The 17,130-nt window shown below is 36.6% G+C and carries 17 protein-coding genes and 1 pseudogene; all 18 read left to right on the forward strand.

The features are described 5' to 3' along the window. Positions 1-3 precede the first annotated feature (3 nt). The 18 genes and pseudogenes from MKX55_RS02830 (at position 4) to MKX55_RS02915 (ending at position 17,127) form a co-directional block, all read left to right on the forward strand. Positions 4-993, forward strand: coding sequence for a tripartite tricarboxylate transporter substrate binding protein (locus tag MKX55_RS02830; RefSeq protein ID WP_339235934.1), 990 nt, complete (start codon positions 4-6; stop codon positions 991-993). A gap of 9 nt (positions 994-1,002) precedes the next feature. Next, a complete protein-coding gene (locus MKX55_RS02835; protein WP_339235936.1) occupies positions 1,003-1,470 on the forward strand; it encodes a tripartite tricarboxylate transporter TctB family protein in 468 nt (155 codons plus the stop codon). Between the two features lie 193 nt (positions 1,471-1,663). Next, positions 1,664-3,169 (forward strand): tripartite tricarboxylate transporter permease, encoded by a 1,506-nt coding sequence (locus MKX55_RS02840; RefSeq protein ID WP_339235939.1) that lies wholly within the window; start codon positions 1,664-1,666, stop codon positions 3,167-3,169. 51 nt (positions 3,170-3,220) lie between these two features. Further along, complete coding sequence (locus tag MKX55_RS02845) at positions 3,221-3,994, forward strand: 5-oxoprolinase subunit PxpA (RefSeq protein ID WP_339235941.1); 774 nt, start codon at positions 3,221-3,223, stop codon at positions 3,992-3,994. A 41-nt stretch (positions 3,995-4,035) separates the two neighbouring features. Beyond that, positions 4,036-4,740, forward strand: a complete 705-nt coding sequence (locus MKX55_RS02850) for a carboxyltransferase domain-containing protein (protein WP_339235943.1) — start codon at positions 4,036-4,038, stop codon at positions 4,738-4,740. Continuing rightward, positions 4,682-5,656, forward strand: a complete 975-nt coding sequence (locus MKX55_RS02855; protein ID WP_339238400.1) for a biotin-dependent carboxyltransferase family protein — start codon at positions 4,682-4,684, stop codon at positions 5,654-5,656. The genes MKX55_RS02850 and MKX55_RS02855 overlap by 59 nt, the downstream gene beginning before the upstream one ends. Before the next feature lie 69 nt (positions 5,657-5,725). Continuing rightward, complete coding sequence (locus MKX55_RS02860; RefSeq protein WP_339235944.1) at positions 5,726-7,087, forward strand: acetyl-CoA carboxylase biotin carboxylase subunit; 1,362 nt, start codon at positions 5,726-5,728, stop codon at positions 7,085-7,087. Positions 7,088-7,090: 3 nt separating this feature from the next. Continuing rightward, entirely contained in the window at positions 7,091-7,306 is a 216-nt protein-coding gene (locus MKX55_RS02865) for an acetyl-CoA carboxylase biotin carboxyl carrier protein subunit (RefSeq protein WP_339235946.1), read from the forward strand. Between the two features lie 17 nt (positions 7,307-7,323). After that, entirely contained in the window at positions 7,324-8,406 is a 1,083-nt protein-coding gene (locus MKX55_RS02870) for a zinc-binding dehydrogenase (RefSeq protein WP_339235948.1), read from the forward strand. Positions 8,407-8,732: 326 nt separating this feature from the next. Further along, a complete protein-coding gene (gene alsE, locus MKX55_RS02875; RefSeq protein WP_339235951.1) occupies positions 8,733-9,431 on the forward strand; it encodes a D-allulose 6-phosphate 3-epimerase in 699 nt (232 codons plus the stop codon). A 386-nt stretch (positions 9,432-9,817) separates the two neighbouring features. Next, positions 9,818-10,492: a GntR family transcriptional regulator gene (locus MKX55_RS02880; RefSeq protein WP_339235953.1), complete on the forward strand. Its 675-nt coding sequence runs from the start codon at positions 9,818-9,820 to the stop codon at positions 10,490-10,492. Positions 10,493-10,624: 132 nt separating this feature from the next. Continuing rightward, complete coding sequence (locus MKX55_RS02885; RefSeq protein WP_339235957.1) at positions 10,625-11,608, forward strand: D-glycerate dehydrogenase; 984 nt, start codon at positions 10,625-10,627, stop codon at positions 11,606-11,608. 49 nt (positions 11,609-11,657) lie between these two features. Then, on the forward strand, positions 11,658-12,668 hold the full coding sequence (locus tag MKX55_RS02890) for an alcohol dehydrogenase catalytic domain-containing protein (RefSeq protein WP_339238402.1): 1,011 nt from the start codon (positions 11,658-11,660) through the stop codon (positions 12,666-12,668). Between the two features lie 17 nt (positions 12,669-12,685). Further along, positions 12,686-13,444, forward strand: a complete 759-nt coding sequence (locus MKX55_RS02895) for an SDR family oxidoreductase (protein WP_339235959.1) — start codon at positions 12,686-12,688, stop codon at positions 13,442-13,444. Between the two features lie 183 nt (positions 13,445-13,627). Further along, a pseudogene (locus tag MKX55_RS02900) lies at positions 13,628-13,819 on the forward strand (NADP-dependent phosphogluconate dehydrogenase); the annotation flags it as partial. Between the two features lie 379 nt (positions 13,820-14,198). Then, positions 14,199-16,115: a BglG family transcription antiterminator gene (locus MKX55_RS02905; protein WP_339235962.1), complete on the forward strand. Its 1,917-nt coding sequence runs from the start codon at positions 14,199-14,201 to the stop codon at positions 16,113-16,115. A gap of 308 nt (positions 16,116-16,423) precedes the next feature. Continuing rightward, positions 16,424-16,744: a PTS cellobiose transporter subunit IIB gene (locus MKX55_RS02910; RefSeq protein ID WP_042531517.1), complete on the forward strand. Its 321-nt coding sequence runs from the start codon at positions 16,424-16,426 to the stop codon at positions 16,742-16,744. A 59-nt stretch (positions 16,745-16,803) separates the two neighbouring features. Further along, positions 16,804-17,127: a PTS cellobiose transporter subunit IIA gene (locus MKX55_RS02915; protein ID WP_339182246.1), complete on the forward strand. Its 324-nt coding sequence runs from the start codon at positions 16,804-16,806 to the stop codon at positions 17,125-17,127. Positions 17,128-17,130: the final 3 nt, after the last annotated feature.

Below are 17,130 nucleotides of genomic sequence, written 5' to 3' on the forward strand. Positions count from 1 at the left end.
CATATGAAAAATAGATACAGTAGGCTGATGTTAATAGGTGCTTGTTCGCTTTTTGCCATATTCTTGATGGCAGGCTGTTCGTCTGATCAATCGGCTGGGTCTGCCTCACATGATGATTTTCCAAATAAGACAATAAACATCTATTCACCATATTCTCCTGGTGGTTACGTTGATATAATTACGAGGCAATTGGCTGATCAGCTTGAAGATGAACTAGGGGTCAATATCAACGTTAGCGATCATAGTGGAGGTGGCGGAATCGTTGCTATGACCGATATTTTAAATCAAGAGCCTGATGGATATACCTTGTCTGCAGCCAGCGATATCTCTCATATGCATTTTGAAGATGTAGGATATGAAATTGAAGACTTTACCTTTGTTTCATCAATGGCATATGCTCACCACCCATTAATTGTACGTTCTGATAGTGAATGGGATGACCTCGATGATTTATTAGAGTATGCCGAAGAAAACCCCGGTTCAATCAGATGGGGTTCGGGCGGTATAGTTAACCCGGTTGTATTAGCAGGAAGAGAGCTTTTTGATAAAAGTGGTGTTGAAGCAGTACAAGTTCCATATGATGGTGGAGCTGAAGTGCTGTCGGCGTTACTTGGAGGAGATATCGATTTAGGAATTATAGCTGATTTTAAATCGCCATATGAATCAGGTGATATTAAATTATTAGCGGAAAGCTCTCGTGAAGCAGATCCAAATTTTCCTGAAGTTGAAACATTAGCAGAGCTTGGATATTCGGATCAAGGTCCTCTTACAACTTATGGACTTATTGGTCCAGGGGATATGCCTGATGAAGTTGTGGAAGTACTGGAAGATGCAATAGGAGAGGTTGTTAATTCCGATGAATTTAAAGAAGCAATGGAGCAATTAGGGGTAGAAGACTACTATAGAGGATCTGAAGATTATCAACAGTTGATGATTGAAGAAGATCAAAGATTGGAAGAGGTCGTTCCACAATATGTCGAAGAAGATGAGTAGGGAGATTTTATGACTAGAAATTTAGAAGCCATATTCTTTCTGTCAATTGCAGTAGTGGGCATTTTAGGTGGTATATTTATTTTTCCATCCAATATACCAAGCGGATTTGGAGACGATTTAATTACACCAGAATTTTTCCCGTTTTTAGCACTATTCATTATTGTTATTTCTTCGCTTGCAGAGGCACTTTTTATCATTAAGAAAAAGGACAAGACGGAGAAAAGAAAGCTTTGGGAAAAGGGAAAAGCGAAACAAGCTTCAATTATCTTAGCTATATTTGTTTTCTATATTTTTGTCGCAATAGATTTGCTGGGGTTCTATTTAGCTAGTTTGCTGGTTTTAGTTGGTGTTATAAGATTTTTAGGGGAAAAGCGTTGGTGGCTATCGATTCTAATTAGTATAGGAGTTATAGGGCTTGTTCATTTGTTATTTAACATGCAATTAGGAGTTAATTTTCCGCGTGGTATCTTTTTTTAGCAAAGAAGCGGGAAATGTTTTCTAAATCATGTTGAAGGTTATGTTTTGGAAAAGGTAGCTTTCTGTCTTTTCCAAAACATAACAGATGAATCCAGAGAAACTTTACGCATCTTTTTAAATCAGTGCCGAAAGAGTAGTATATCGCAAAGATGTTGTATAAGTTTTAATCTTGATGTGATTGAGGTGAGTTGATGTGATTGATCAGGTTATAGATTCCGCTCTTCTAGTATTGCAACCCGAGGCTATTATTATGATTATACTCGGTGTTTTAATCGGACAAATAGTAGGCGGTATCCCCGGGATGACAGGGACCATGGTAATGGCATTATTAATGCCGTTAACCTTTGCAATGCCTATATGGGTAGGCGTCCCTATGTTACTTGGAATACTCAAAGGAGCATTGTTCGGCGGGTCAATTTCAGCAATTATGCTTAAGACCCCGGGAACACCCGCTGCGTTGGCAACTACTTTTGATGGGTATCCATTAGCGCAGCAAGGTAAAGGGAAAAAAGCTATTAAAATGGCGTTATTTTCTTCAACTTTTGGAGATGTGTTTGGTACTATTTGTTTGATATTGCTTTCGGGAGTAATTGCTTCAGTGGCAATTATGTTTGGAGCACCGGAATATACTATTGTTATTTTTTGCGCATTATTAATATTAGGAACCCTTCAAGGCAGGTCATTTGCAACTGGAATGTTGTCTGCGGGTCTGGGCCTGTTACTTGGAACAGTTGGAGTAGATCCAGTAATAGGACTCAGCAGATTGAGCTTTGACAATCCCCAACTCTTTTCAGGAATTGAACTTGTGCCGTTACTGATTGGACTGCTTACAATTCCTGAGATTATCAAACAGATGGAAGGTACTGAAGCGAATAAGCGGGAAAGTGCCATTAAATCTTCGAATAAAAAAGAGGATAATAAACTTTCTTGGTTAGATATAAAAAAGGATAAAGGGTTTAAAACCTTCTTCAGGTCTTCAACAATCGGAACAATCACAGGCTCCATCCCTGGACTAGGTGCAGAGGTGGCTGGGATTGTTAGTTATAACCAAGAAGTAATCAGTTCTGAAAATCCAGAAAAATATGGAAAAGGTGAGCTAAAAGGAGTAGCAGCTACAGAAACCGCAAACAGTGCAGCAGCAGGTTCCAACTTGATTCCATATTTGTCACTTGGGATTCCTGGCGATACCTCTATTGCAGTTATTGCCGGTGCATTTTTAGTACACGGGATTACTGTTGGACCAATGATGTTTGAAGAGTCACCCGGTGTTGTATATGCAATATTTACTGCATTATTAATCGCAAGTCTATTAAACCTATTAATTGGACAAGTAATAACTCCAGTAATTACAAAAATACTAACAGTTCCAAAAGGATTTTTATTCCCAAGTGTATTTGTTATAGCTGTCGCAGGTACATTTGCGTTCCGTGGAAATTTCTTTGATGTGGGTATCATGATGGCTTTTGGGTTATTTGGTTACATCATGATGAAGATGGATATTTCTGTAATTCCATTAATGATTGCTTTTATCCTTGGCCCAATGTTTGAGACCCAAGTTCGACGGACTGCTATTTTAATTGAGTCAGAGGGAAGTATATTTTTCTTATTTCAAAGACCACTGTTTGTAATATTACTGTTTGTGCTGATGGCTATGACATTTCTCATACTTCGCTTTAAGCGTCGAACAAATCTTGGTTAAAAAGGAATACAATAAATTTTTGAATAAAAGTAAAGTTTCGGAGGTGTATTTATGAAACCAGTAATAGATATTGTTGCTGATATGGGCGAAGGATTCGGGAGCTATTCCATCGCTGATGATTCAAAGTTGTTAGATATAGTCAGCTCCGCAAATATTGCTTGTGGATTTCATGCAGGAGATCCTCAAATTATGAGTAAAACAGTAAAACAGGCTATTAAAAATGGCGTAGGAATAGGGGCGCACCCAGCTTTTCCGGATCTCGTAGGGTTTGGGAGAAGAAGAGTGGATGCCACACCATGGGAAGTTACTACAGACGTCATTTATCAGTTAGGAGCATTAAGTGCTTTTGCAAAAGCCTATGGCGGGAAATTACAACATGTAACACCGCATGGCGCACTTGGAAATCTAGTTGCGACGGATAAAAATTATGCAAATGCAGTAGTGGATGCTGTTGAGTTAGTTGACCTTAATCTTATCATTTTATCTCAGCCTGATGAGTTTATATTTGCAGCAAGAGAAAGAGGACTAAAAACAGCATCTATTATTTTTGCGGACCGTGCTTATAATGACCAGGGTCTAATTGTCTCCCGTTCCGAACCAAATGCTGTTTTACATGATCCTGAAATTATTGTACAACGTTGTTTGGAAATGGTTATCGAGCAGAAGGTGACAACAATCACCGGAAATGTGATTGAAGTTCAAGGTAATGCACTACTTTTACATGGAGATAATAAAGGGTCGTTGGATCTCGCAGAAAAAATTCGAACAAGTCTCTTAAAAGAAGGAGTAGAGCTCCAGAATATAGGTAAACAATTATCTCCGTAAAACATTTTTAAGAAGTTCAATTATCGAAAAGGGTGAAAAAATTGCTAAATGCAGAGCTGATAAATTATGGTGATTCCGGTTTACTCATAAGATTTTCTGAAAAATATTCAGAGGATAACTGGAAAAAAACGCATTTCCTTACTAATGAAATCAGGAAAGAAAATATAGAAGGGATATTAAGTATTGTTCCAACCTTAACTTCAATATTTATTCATTTCGATTTATTAATAATCAATCGTGCAAATCTAATAGATCGAATTAAAAGAATAATGGAAGAAATAAATGATAAAAAAATTGTTTTAAAAAGCAAACATTATAAAATTCCAATCGCTTTTGGGGGAGAGTACGGTCCGGATATAGATTTAATTGCAGAGGAAGTAAATAAAAGCAGGGAGGACTTAATTCAATCACTGACATCTATCCCAAAACAAATTTTATGTTTTTCAAGAGGGCCGATGATGGAAAGTCCAATAAATGAAAGTGTGAAAAGAGTTAGTTCCCCGCGGCAATCTGTACCTGCTGGAACTTTAGGTATTGCTTTTGGTCAAATATCTATATCATCAATGGATGCACCAAGCGGGTGGAAAATGTTAGGGCAGTCTCCCGTCACTTTACTCGACCCTAACCTTAATCCACCAGGAATATTAAGTCCAGGAGACTATTTGGAGTTTTTTGCAATTGAGAAGAATGATTTTGATTATTATAAATCACAACCTATTGAAAGAGTGGATGTTGGTAATGAATAAATCTCATTTATTTATAGAGGATACAAAGATAGCCACGATACAGGACGAGGGCCGATTCGGCTATGAAAAATTTGGTGTGACAATTAATGGTGCGACAGATATGTATGCTTATATGGTGGGGAACAAACTTTTAAACAATGATTTAACTGAACCCTCCATAGAAATAATGATTTTTGATTTTTCAATTAGAAGTGAAATTGATGTACCCTTTTGTGTAACTGGCTGTCCAGCAGATGTAATGATTGATGGCAACTCAGTGGATCAATGGTCAGTAGAGAATTTGCCTGCCGGAAGCACTCTAAGTGTAAAGAATATAAGTAAAGGATTAAAAACGTATATAGCGTTTGGCGGAGGATTAGATGTACCTGAAATTCTTGGAAGTGCATCACTTGATACTGTTGCCAAATTCGGTGAACCATTACGTAAAGGACAAGAACTAAAACTAAAGAATGAAAATGTCTCTTTAAGTGAAACGAATTCCCATCTCAAAAATTTTGAAATCCCATCATATGGTGCACCTTGGAACATACATGTTAGTGATGGGCCAGATACGCAGAGATTTGAAAAAGAACTTAAGGTATTCTTCACATCAAAATATCGCGTGTCACCAGAATCAAACAACGTGGGAGTACGTTTAAATGGCCCGCCTGTATCTAATCCAGAATTTGAAGAAGTGTTGTCGCGTGGAGTGGCAATAGGTGCAATTCAAGTAATTCCTAATGGGCAACCTATCATCTTGCATCGAGGCAGAACTTTGACAGCAGGATATCCTGTTATTGGTGCTGTAGCAACTTGTGACTTGGGGTTAGTTGGACAAGCTAGGCCTGGAGATGAAATTAATTTTTCATATATTCCTGTGGATGAAGCCGAAAAATTGTATCAAAAGAAATTTGGATTTTTAGCTTCATCCTCATAATTTGAACCGATTTCAATTTTTTCTTAAATATTATTGCGATTATTATAACTGCTTAGGGAGGGATATAATTTGTTTCAAAAAATACTAATAGCAAACCGTGGAGAAATAGCGCTTCGAATTATAAAAGCTTGTCAAAAATTAAAAATTAATACTATTGGAATCTATTCAAAGGCAGATGAAAAAGCATTGCATACACAATCTGCTGATGAAGCTTATTATGTAGGAGGTTCCAGGGTAGCAGAAAGTTATTTAAATATGGATCGTATTATTCAGGTTGCGAAAGATACAGGTGCAGACGCAATTCATCCGGGTTACGGGCTGCTATCGGAAAATGCTGATTTTGCGGAAGCATGTCATGCAGCTGGTATTACTTTTATAGGCCCCTCACCTGAGGTGATTAAAGCAATGGGGGATAAAATAGAAGCTAGAAAGGTTATGGTTGAGTCAGGTGTACCAGTTGTTCCGGGGACAAAAAAACCTTTGAAAAATCTTGAGGAAGCTGTTGAAACAGCTAATAAAATGGGATATCCAATTATGTTAAAAGCAAGCGCTGGCGGTGGCGGTATGGGCATTGAAGTGATTCAGGATGAAAACGAATTGAATCAAAAGTTTATGAATAATCAAAAGCGTTCAAAAAGCCTTTTTAGCAATGATGAAATGTATTTAGAAAAATTTATTAAAAATCCCCGGCATATAGAAGTACAAATATTGGCAGATAATTACGGCAATACGGTGCATCTTTGGGAACGGGATTGTTCGATTCAGAGACACCATCAAAAAGTATTGGAAGAAGCACCTGCTGAATTTCTTAGTGATGTAACAAGAGAGCAGTTAGCTCGTACAGCTATAAAAGCCGCTAAGTCGCTAGCATATACAAATGCTGGAACAATTGAATTTTTAGTTAATGATAACGAAGAAATCTTTTTCTTGGAAATGAATACTAGACTACAGGTAGAGCATCCAATCACGGAAGAAATCACTGGAATCGATATAGTAGAAGAACAAATACGAATCGCAAGCGGACAAAAATTACGGTATTCGCAGGAAGATATTCAAAGTGACGGTCATGCAATAGAAGTACGCATATATGCAGAGGACCCAGTTACCTTTTTTCCATCGCCAGGGACGATTACAAACATTTCTCTTCCAGAGGGTGAAAAAATAAGACATGAATTAGCTGTATGTAAAGATGCGGTGGTGACGCCTTTTTATGATCCTTTAATTGGAAAATTAATTGTAAAGGGAGCGGATAGACAAGAGGCTATATTAATGGTAAAGCATGCGGTGGAAGATTACGTTATTGATGGTATTAAAACCAATATTCCAACCTTGAAAGAAATAGTTAGTCATCCTAAATTCAACCGGGGAGAATTAACAACAAATTTTTTAAGGGAAGAATTTAATACTTCTTCGGGAAGTAATAGGAGGTAAAAAATGGATAAAATTATTTCAAACATTTCAGGTACAGTTTGGAAAATAAATGTGGAAGAAGATGACAATCTGGTGGATGGTCAGACAGTAGTAATTCTAGAATCTATGAAAATGGAAATGCCTATTACATCGAATGTAGTAGGTACGGTAAAAGAAATTAAGGTTAATGAAGGAGATGTAGTAAACGAAGGAGATATACTGATTGAATTAAATTACTAAATAAAGGAGAGAGACAAATGAATGGATTAGTAAGGTACGGTAAAGAAATTGGTCATTTTAAATTTGAAACTGGTCTTCCGGTCCCGGAAGTTGGTAAGGATGATCTGCTTGTCGAAGTAAAAGCAGCAGGAATATGCGGTGCAGATTTGAAACACTATAATGTAGACAATGATGCGGAAGAAATAGTGGAAAACAGAAGAATAGCTGGTCATGAATTTTCTGGCGTTATTGTTGAAATTGGCGAAAATGTTACAGACTGGAAGGTTGGAGACAGAGTAGTTTCCGAAAATACGGGGGGTGCGTGTGGTAAATGTCATGCATGCTCTGTTGGTAACTTCTTGCTTTGTCCATATAAAAAATCTTTAGGATTAACAGTGGGTATGGATGGTGGATTCACTAAATATGTAAGGATCCCTGGTAAAATACTAGAAGTTTATAAAAATGCTATTTTTAAAATTCCTGAGAATATTAGCTTTGAAGAAGCTGCGTTGTTAGATCCAATGGGCAATGCTTATATGGCCTTAGCCCAACGTTCAAAGCTTTTGCCGGGCGAGAATGTTGTCATATTCGGTGCAGGTCCATTAGGGTTGTGCGCAGTACAGATTGCCAAACTTATGGGGGCAGCTAATATTATTCTTGTTGCATCTAAGCGAAATGAAGAAGTACGTTTTAAGATTGGCAAAAAATTAGGGGTCACTCATTTTATAGTAAACGATGAAGAAGATGTAGTAAGCAGTGTCAAGGAAATCACAGGGGAAAACGAAGTAGGCGTTATCATTGATTGTGCAGGTCCGCCGGAAGTACTTAAACAATCATTAGAAATCATTAGAACAAATGGACAAATTGTAAGAGTGGGCATGAGTTTTAAGCCAGTAGATTTTTCGATAAATGATTTATCGATGAATGCAGTTACCCTGACAGGTCACATGGCATATGATACTACTTCCCTAAAAAATTGTTTGAAATTGATGGAAAAAGGAATGATAGATGCAAAATCTTTAATTACACATCGCTTACCGCTCTCGCAATGGGAAAAGGGATTTGAGCTTATGTTAAATAGAGAAGCAGCAAAAGTAATCTTGACGTATGATGAGAATTAAATGCTAGATGGCAGATTAAATAGCATGTTTATATTAGTTTAACGACTATATTGTCATTTTAAAGCTGAATTCTCTCTTAGGTTTAGTTTCCTCTAGATTATTTGGTTTATTGGGGTTTTGGAAAAAGTGTATGGAATATGATGTCAAAGGTGGAGTAGTTTCTGCCTTCGGGATTCCAAGTTCGATTTACTATTTTGCTTATACTACATTTTGGGGTATTAATTGATTGTTTATGTAGAATAGGAGCTCATAATGATAGATAGTCACTTAATATGAGCTCTCTAAGGTCCGATAAAGATACTTAAAATGAAGTGGGAGGTTTAATTATGAAAAATGAATTTCAAAAGGTTTACTTTGCTCCTTCTGTCATGTTAATTGATATTTTTCAAGCAAAACAACATGTGGAATTTTTGAATAACAATTCTGACATTTTTCATATGGATATTAAAGATGGAAATTATGTTAAAAACTTTGGAACAACACCACTATTTATTGAGCAGATCAAACCAATGACTACAGTGCCAATAGATGCGCATTTAATGGTTAATAATCCTTGGGAGCATTTAGAGGACACAGCTAAGGCAGGCGCTGATTATATAACTCCACATGCCGATACGATTGCAAAAGAAGCATTTCGTACCATAAATAAAATAAAATCTCTAGGTTGTAAAGCAGGAATCGCGGTAAATCCATCGACCTCACTAAACGAAATTAAAAATTATCTTCATTTATTAGATAAAGTTACAGTAATGACCGTGGATCCTGGATATTCTGGTCAGCCATTTATTATGCAAATGCTAGATAAGATTAAAAGTCTCGATAAAATACGCAAGGAAGAAGGGTTAGACTTTCTCATTGAGGCGGATGGTTCCATTGATGAAAAAGTCTACAAACAGCTATATGAAGCTGGTGTTGATATAATAGTGTTAGGTGGACCGGCATTGTTTGATAAAAGCACGCAAATTGAAGAAGCGTGGGATATTATGAAAAATCACTTTGAAGCAGCAATAGCTCCAGTTCGTTAATATATTCCTTGGTTACCAGTAACCCGATATGAAAGCTGTAAAACTTATGGTTTACGATATACTTTCACCCAATATTTGCCCCATGTAATAATAAATTAGGGTAAGAAATATTTTAGAAGTAAAAACATCGCGAATAATAAGTGAAAGTACTTATCGTGAAATAGATTATATGTTAAAAGAATAGAAACAGACTAATAATCAGAAAAAGTCTACAAATTATTTTTATGCAATTTGATATAATTAGATAGTGAAGATCTATTACAGAGGTTAAGCTGTTAAAAGAGTGGAGAGAGGAAGTAACTTAATTATTTACTGCAAAAGAATCTCTATACTCAAATAGAAATATTTCCGCTTTATGGAAATATTTTAAAAAGGGGTTTTATCGTATGCAATATCCAGAGAAATGGCTGCAACATAATACTTTAGGAGAAAAAATAACCAATAATTTGAGATTAAATATTATCAGCGGTGAAATTCCAAGTGAAACTATCTTAACTGAAAACCAAGTCTCTTCAAGGTTTAGTACAAGTCGGGCTCCAGTGAGAGAAGCATTTAAAACTTTAGCAAACGAAGGCATAGTAGAACTTGGACGAATGGGAGTTAAAGTTTTGGGATTAACTAAAAAGGATATTGATGAGCTTTATGAATTCCGTTTTCTTATTGAAAATTTTGCATTACAACGGGTGATGAATACATTTGATGAAGAAAAAGCAAAGGAATTCACCAAAATTGTACAGATGATGGAACTTTACGCCAAACATAATGATTATTTAGAATTTTCTTATTATGATCTTCAATTTCATGAAAGTATTATTATTGAAACGAATCATAAAAGAATTCAATACTCTTGGAATAATATCAGACATATTTTACTATGCTTATTAATTGTAGCAACAAAGAAAAGATTTATGGAAGATAAGAATCAAATCAATAAATTAATAGAAAACCATCGTCAGTTAATTGATGTGCTCCGATCTCAAGATAATGATCGACTGCACCGTTTAATTGAGGAGCATTCTATAGATACCAAAAAAACGGTAGGAGATGCTTACTTTCAATAATTTTTGGAAGCTTTAAACATTGATGAAAACATGATGTTGAACACAAACCATTCAACCATGAGTGAATTATAAATGGAAAGACTGGGGAATAATGAGTCCGGGTTCTAAAATAAGTAATAAAGGAGCATAAAAATGACTGTACCTAAAGTAATTGTTATCGGCAAAATGAATGACATAGTGATAGAAAAGCTGCAAGAGCAATGTGAATTGAAAATATGGGATAAACCGACTCCAATACCAGAACAGTTATTGAAGGACTGGTTAAAAAATGCGGAAGGAATGATTAGCAGGGGGGATGTAAAAGTAGATGAAGATTTATTATCTCATGCTCCTGCACTTCGTGTAATTGCACAATCATCTGTTGGCTATGATAATGTCGATTTAGATGCATGCACAAAACACTCTGTTCCTTTTGGAAATACTCCTGGTGTCCTTGTAGAAGCAACAGCTGATTTAACTTTCGGGTTAGTACTTTCTTCTGCACGACGTATTCAAGAAGGATGGGAGTATGTAAAAGAGGGAAAATGGGATAGTCCGTTTAATATTCCTTTAGGTGTTGACCTGTATGGCAAAACACTTGGAATTGTCGGAATGGGCAATATTGGTAGATCTGTTGCAAAAAGAGCACAGGCTAGTGGTATGGAAATCATTTATCATAATCGTAGTCAGAGGGATGAAAATGAAATACTTGGTGCTAAGTATGTGTCATTTGATGGATTACTAGAGCAATCTGATTTTGTGGTTGTACTTGTTCCACTATCTGATTCTAGCCGTCAACTTTTTGGAAAAAAACAATTTTCTAAAATGAAATCTACCAGTCGTTTTATCAATGCTTCCAGAGGAGCAGTAGTTGATACAGAAGCCCTTTATGAGGCTTTAGTGAATAAAGAGATAGCTTATGCTGCGTTAGACGTAACAGATCCAGAGCCAATAAATACTGATCACCCTATCATAAACCTGGAAAATATCTTAATTACACCCCATATTGGCAGTGCGACACACGAAACAAGGTTGGCAATGGCTACATTAACAGTTGATAATGTGCTAGCAGGTTTAAATGGGAAGAAACTCCCGACTTGTGTAAATAATTCGGTTAATTACTCATCAATGCTATAAATGATCAATGAAATAAAAGGGTATATAAGGAGGGGCTGTTTTGACGAACATGAAGGCAGGACAATATTTTTCCAAAGAAGATGTAAGAATTACACAAGTAGAAAAACCTTTTCCTAAAAAAGATGAAGCTTTAATAAAAGTATCTTCAGCAGGTATTTGTGGTACAGATATGATGATTTATTTAGGTAAACATCCTAGAGCAGAAGCGCCTTTGACAATGGGTCATGAATTTAGTGGTGTAATCGAAGCGATAGAGGATACTTCCGAATTTTCAGTTGGTGATCATGTAGTAGTTGAACCAACAATTAGTTGTGGTAAGTGCCCAGCGTGTAAGGCGGGGCAAACGCATGTGTGCCAGAATTTAAAACTAATAGGAATTGATATGGATGGTGGATTTGCAGAATTTGTTTGCGTACCAACCCACAGGTTACGCAAAATACCAAAAGAACTTTCGCTGTCTACCGCTTCATTGGCAGAACCCCTTGCAGTAGCAGTGCACACGGTCAGAAGGTCTAGTCTTAAAGTCGGTGAGAATGTTGCTATTTTAGGTGCAGGACCAATTGGCATTTTAATAGGGATGGTTGCCAAATTAAATGGAGCAAAGAATGTATTTATTTCAGATATTAGTCCTTATCGTTTAGAAATAGCAAAACAATCAGGACTTCATACAATTCATGCAGGTAATAAAGATACGGTAGATGAGATTTTATCTTATACAGAAGGGGAACTGATTGATGTAGTTTTTGAAGTTGCAGGAATACAATCAACTATTGATCAAATGGTAAAACTGATAAAAACACAGGGAGAAATTGTAGTAGTTAGTGTGTTTAAAAGTAAACCGATGATTGATTTGGCATCCATGCATTTTAATGAAATCTCACTAACAACGACCAGATGCTATAGTAATGATGATTTTATAACTGCAATTGATATTATGACAGAGGGGAAAGTGGATGTAACTGCAGTAGTATCTCATCAGTTTCCGATTGAGGAAATTAAAAAAGGATTCTCCCTGATGAAAGACTCTGATCAATCACTAAAAATATTAATAGAACCATAAGGGAGGAAGAATCTATCATGTTAAAATCATTTTCTTTAAAAGGAAAAGTAGCGGCTGTTACCGGAGGAACACGAGGAATTGGACGTTCAATGGCATTAGCATTAGCTGAGGCAGGCGCTGATATAGCTTTATTGCAAAGGGACGTGGGACAAGAAGATACCAAAGAAGAAATAGAGGGTTTAGGCCGGAAATGTATTATTATTACATGCGATTTAAATGATTTAAATCAAGTTAAACAAGCAATCCCTTCAGTAGTCAATCACTTTGGTGCAATTGATATTTTGGTAAATAATGCTGGTATCCAGCGCCGATCTCCAGCTGTTGATTTCTTAGAATCTGATTGGGATGACGTTATCAATATTAACTTAAAAGCAGTCTGGCTGCTTTGCCAACAAGCGGGTAAATATATGGTTCCACAAAAGAGCGGCAAAATTATTAATATGGGCTCTTTAAATTCCTTCCAAGGCGGCATCACGATTCCAGCGTATGCGTCAGCAAAAGGTGGTGTGGCACAATTGACCAAGGCGCTCTCGAATGAATGGGCACAGCATAATGTAAATGTAAATGCGATTGTGCCAGGGTATATTGCGACAGATATGAACGAGGCACTCATTCGTGATAAAACGAGAAGCAGACAAATTTTAGAAAGAATTCCAGCAGCGCGTTGGGGTGATGTGGAAGATTTTCAAGGTACAGTTGTATACTTAGCATCTAGCGCATCAAATTATGTACATGGTCATCTATTAGCTGTTGACGGAGGTTGGATGGGAAGGTAAATATTTTTTGTTTGTAGGCGAAGCGCCTTTATCCCAAAAATATATAAAAAAGCTAGATAGGTATATTAGTTATTGGGTTGAATGCTGGAGTAACAATAGTCAAAACGACTGTTTTGACGTGATAGATAAACTGATTAATTAAGAGGAAGAACTGATTGTTGCGTATAATATAATCAGGCATCGATGCGGAAAGTGGTTATTAAAGGAATGGAAACCGGATTGGCATTGCCATGCTTTAACGCTTCGCTGGTATATTATGATGGCTATCGTTCTGCCAAAAGCGGCGCCAATCTGATTCAGGCACAACGCGATTATTTTGGAGCGCATACGTATCAGCGTGTGGATAAAGCAGGTTATTTTCATACGGAGTGGTGATTGATTCTTTTTATTGAACTGCAGTCTGCATTTTTGTTCCGTACTGCTGTTCATCCGCGAGAGTGGGAGCAGTATATGACAAACTATTAAAAGAGAGACATTTTAAAAAGGTATTGCAGCGTAATCAAAAAGCGCTGCAATACTTTTTTTGCGTGACCTTGAAAAATCGGTGCTTTTCAGGCACAGAAAATAGGAATCATGAACGGAAGAGAAAGTTAGCAGCCTGCTAGTTAAACTTCAATAATTTGAATATAGATGACCCATAGAAAGGTATGATATAATAAACTTGTTACTATAGTCACAAACTCTATTGGCAGCCGTTATATATAGAAATTTTAGGATGACAGATTCAATATTGTGCTAACTAGGAAGTGATTACGTGAATACACGATTACAAAAGATACTTGAGGCGCTGCGATTAGCACAGGAACCTTTAACCAGTTCGGATATAGCGTCTTTATTACAGGTCAGTTCTAAAACGATACGTAATGATATCAAAATATTAAATGAACTTTTAAAACCGTATAGGACACATATCGTATCTTTAAAAGGGAAAGGCTATCAGCTTACTATTCGGAATGAACGGTTATTCTATGAATTCATTCAGGAGCAAACAAATCACAAAAAAGATGATGTTCCCTCAAATCACCAAGATCGTGTCAAATATCTGATGGAGAAGCTGTTGATGACCTCGGATTATATTAAAATAGATGACTTAGCAGAGCAGTTATTTATAAGCCGCTCTACCCTGCAGCATGATTTAAAATATATCCGGGCTATACTGGAGGAGTATAAGCTGGCTTTGGAACAAAAGCCTTATCATGGAATTAAAATTATAGGCGATGAAACGCAGATCAGATATTGCATCTCTGAGTATTTGTTTAATCAACAATCTGTCTTAAAAGACAATATGGCTGACTGGTTAGGTATTTTACCTGAAGAAGAGTTAGAGATGATTAAAAACAGTGTATTGTTTAATCTGAGAAAGCATCATATTATTATTTCAGATATTAGTCTGCAAAATCTAATCACGCATATTGCGATTGCTTGTAAGCGGATTCGCGAGAGTCATTCTGTTCAGATGATCCATCCTCACTTTCAGGAAATAGAGACATCAAAGGTTTTTCTAGTTGCTCAAGAAATTGCAAATGCTATTCAGGAAAAACTGTATATTTCCTTTACTGAACACGAGATTGCATACCTGGCGATACATTTGCAAGGAACAAAGATTACCGATTCTTCGATTCATCATACAGAGGCTATTTCTGTTATTGATGATGAGATTCAAGAAATGGTCAAAGAAATGCTGAAACGGATTGATGCTGAATTTGGATTTCGTTTAGCTGATGACAAAGAACTGCTGTTGGCAATGAGTCTACACTTAAAACCAGCAATAAGCCGATATAAATTTAAGATGAATATTCGGAATCCAATGCTGGAAGAAATCAAATCGAATTACCGTTTATCTTTTGATGCAGCATTAATTGGAGCGCAGGCCGTACAAGAAAGAATGGGCATTGCGATGGATGAGAATGAAGTTGGTTACTTAGCACTTCATATTGAGGTAGCACAGGAAAGAAAAAAGAAGAATAAGGAAGACGTACCGGGCTGCTTAATTGTCTGTGCATCTGGGCTGGGCAGCGCCCAGCTTTTAATGTATAAGCTGCAAAATGAATTTGGAAATCAGTTAAATATTATGGGGACAACAGAATACTATAATTTATCCGAGCATTCGTTTGATAACATCGATTTTATCATCAGCACGATTCCGATTGAGAAAAAGATGCCAGTCCCTGTTATTCATATCAGCACGATTCTGGGAGAAATAGATTTAGATAAAATCAATCATTTCGTCATTCAGGGAGATGTTATTTCCAATACGTATCTGCGGGAAAAATATACGTATCTTCAAAAGTGCTTTGCTGAGAAAGAAGAGGTATTACGTTTTATCTGTGGAGAACTGGAATCTGATGGAGAAGTGGATGGGCACTATTTGGAATCGGTACTTCAACGGGAGAGCTTTTCTCCAACGAGTTTTGGCAATATGGTTGCCATTCCTCACCCGATTGAACCGCAAACGGAGGATACATTCTGGTCAATTATGACACTTCAAAAGCCTATTCAATGGGGAGATAAGTCTGTGCAATTAATTGTCCAATTAAATATCAGCAAAGATATAAAAAATGATTTAAAACAAATGTATGAGGGATTAATGGAACTGTTGGACGATAAGAATATGGTGAGAGAAATAGTGCAATGTAAGACGTATGAACAATTAACTGAAATAATCAAATAGAGTAGCGCTACAACACCCCGGGATAAATATTTCCTGGGGTATTTTCATGCTATTCCGAACTTGGTGTTAGTTATTTCCTGTGTCAGCGGAAAAAGAGTCTCTGTATTTGAATGCGCTTACATATTATAATTTAAGTAAGAAATTTATAAAGGTAAAAGATAGATGAAGAGCGTGGGAATGCTGTCATGAAAAAAGAAATTAATCCCGTCAGTACCGCAAAAACAATGCTATCTAAGTCCTTTATGAATTTCCTGATGATAGAAATAGAGCAAGGTGTTAAAAAATATAATTTCATGGAGGAATGTAAAATGAAAAAAGCATTAATTATTTGTGCAGGTGGTATGTCATCTTCTTTATTGGCGAAAAAAGCAACAGAATATCTAAAGGGAAAAGAGCATGATATTGAAGTGGATGCTGTTTCAGCGACAGAGGGCGGGAAGAAGATAGAGAATAGTGATTTTGATTTATTCTTAGTGAGTCCGCAAACAAAAATGTATTATCAAAATCTGAAAAAAGCTGGCGATCGCGTTGGGAAACCAGTGGTAAATATTCCGCCTCAAGCGTATGTTCCGATTCCAATGGGGATAGAAAAATTAGGCAATTTAATTTTGCAGGAGCTGCCAGAATAATCATCCGTTATTAATAAATATTTGTATTGCTTTATATCAACTATAAAGGGGGATATTCAATGAATCAGGAACAAATACAAAGTGTAGCCTTTGAAATCATTTTGCACAGCGGGTCATCGAGAACCATGATACATGAAGCCTTTGCAATGATGCGAAATAATGAATTTGAGAATGCCGTGGACAAGCTGGATGAAGCAAATGAAGAAGTATTATTAGCGCACCAGTCCCAAACGGCATTATTGCAGCAGTATTCATCCGGAGAAACCATCAATATGGAAATTATTATGGTTCATGCTCAAGATCATTTAATGACTACGATGACATTAAGAGAAGTTGCGTTAGAAATGTTATATCTATATGAAAAACTCGACAAAGATAAATGAGGG

Source organism: Oceanobacillus sp. FSL W7-1281, from assembly GCF_037969835.1.
Classification (GTDB): Bacteria; Bacillota; Bacilli; order Bacillales; family Amphibacillaceae; genus Oceanobacillus; species Oceanobacillus oncorhynchi.

Bases quoted from the DNA above. Each gene is read 5' to 3' on its own strand.
- MKX55_RS02910 (WP_042531517.1), top strand. From the start codon at position 16,424: ATGAAAAAAGCATTAATTATTTGTGCAGGTGGTATGTCATCTTCTTTA.
- MKX55_RS02865 (WP_339235946.1), top strand. From the start codon at position 7,091: ATGGATAAAATTATTTCAAACATTTCAGGTACAGTTTGGAAAATAAAT.
- MKX55_RS02895 (WP_339235959.1), top strand. From the start codon at position 12,686: ATGTTAAAATCATTTTCTTTAAAAGGAAAAGTAGCGGCTGTTACCGGA.
- MKX55_RS02835 (WP_339235936.1), top strand. From the start codon at position 1,003: ATGACTAGAAATTTAGAAGCCATATTCTTTCTGTCAATTGCAGTAGTG.
- MKX55_RS02830 (WP_339235934.1), top strand. From the start codon at position 4: ATGAAAAATAGATACAGTAGGCTGATGTTAATAGGTGCTTGTTCGCTT.
- MKX55_RS02855 (WP_339238400.1), top strand. From the start codon at position 4,682: ATGATTTTGATTATTATAAATCACAACCTATTGAAAGAGTGGATGTTG.
- MKX55_RS02890 (WP_339238402.1), top strand. From the start codon at position 11,658: ATGAAGGCAGGACAATATTTTTCCAAAGAAGATGTAAGAATTACACAA.
- MKX55_RS02880 (WP_339235953.1), top strand. From the start codon at position 9,818: ATGCAATATCCAGAGAAATGGCTGCAACATAATACTTTAGGAGAAAAA.
- MKX55_RS02915 (WP_339182246.1), top strand. From the start codon at position 16,804: ATGAATCAGGAACAAATACAAAGTGTAGCCTTTGAAATCATTTTGCAC.
- alsE (WP_339235951.1), top strand. From the start codon at position 8,733: ATGAAAAATGAATTTCAAAAGGTTTACTTTGCTCCTTCTGTCATGTTA.
- MKX55_RS02870 (WP_339235948.1), top strand. From the start codon at position 7,324: ATGAATGGATTAGTAAGGTACGGTAAAGAAATTGGTCATTTTAAATTT.
- MKX55_RS02845 (WP_339235941.1), top strand. From the start codon at position 3,221: ATGAAACCAGTAATAGATATTGTTGCTGATATGGGCGAAGGATTCGGG.
- MKX55_RS02885 (WP_339235957.1), top strand. From the start codon at position 10,625: ATGACTGTACCTAAAGTAATTGTTATCGGCAAAATGAATGACATAGTG.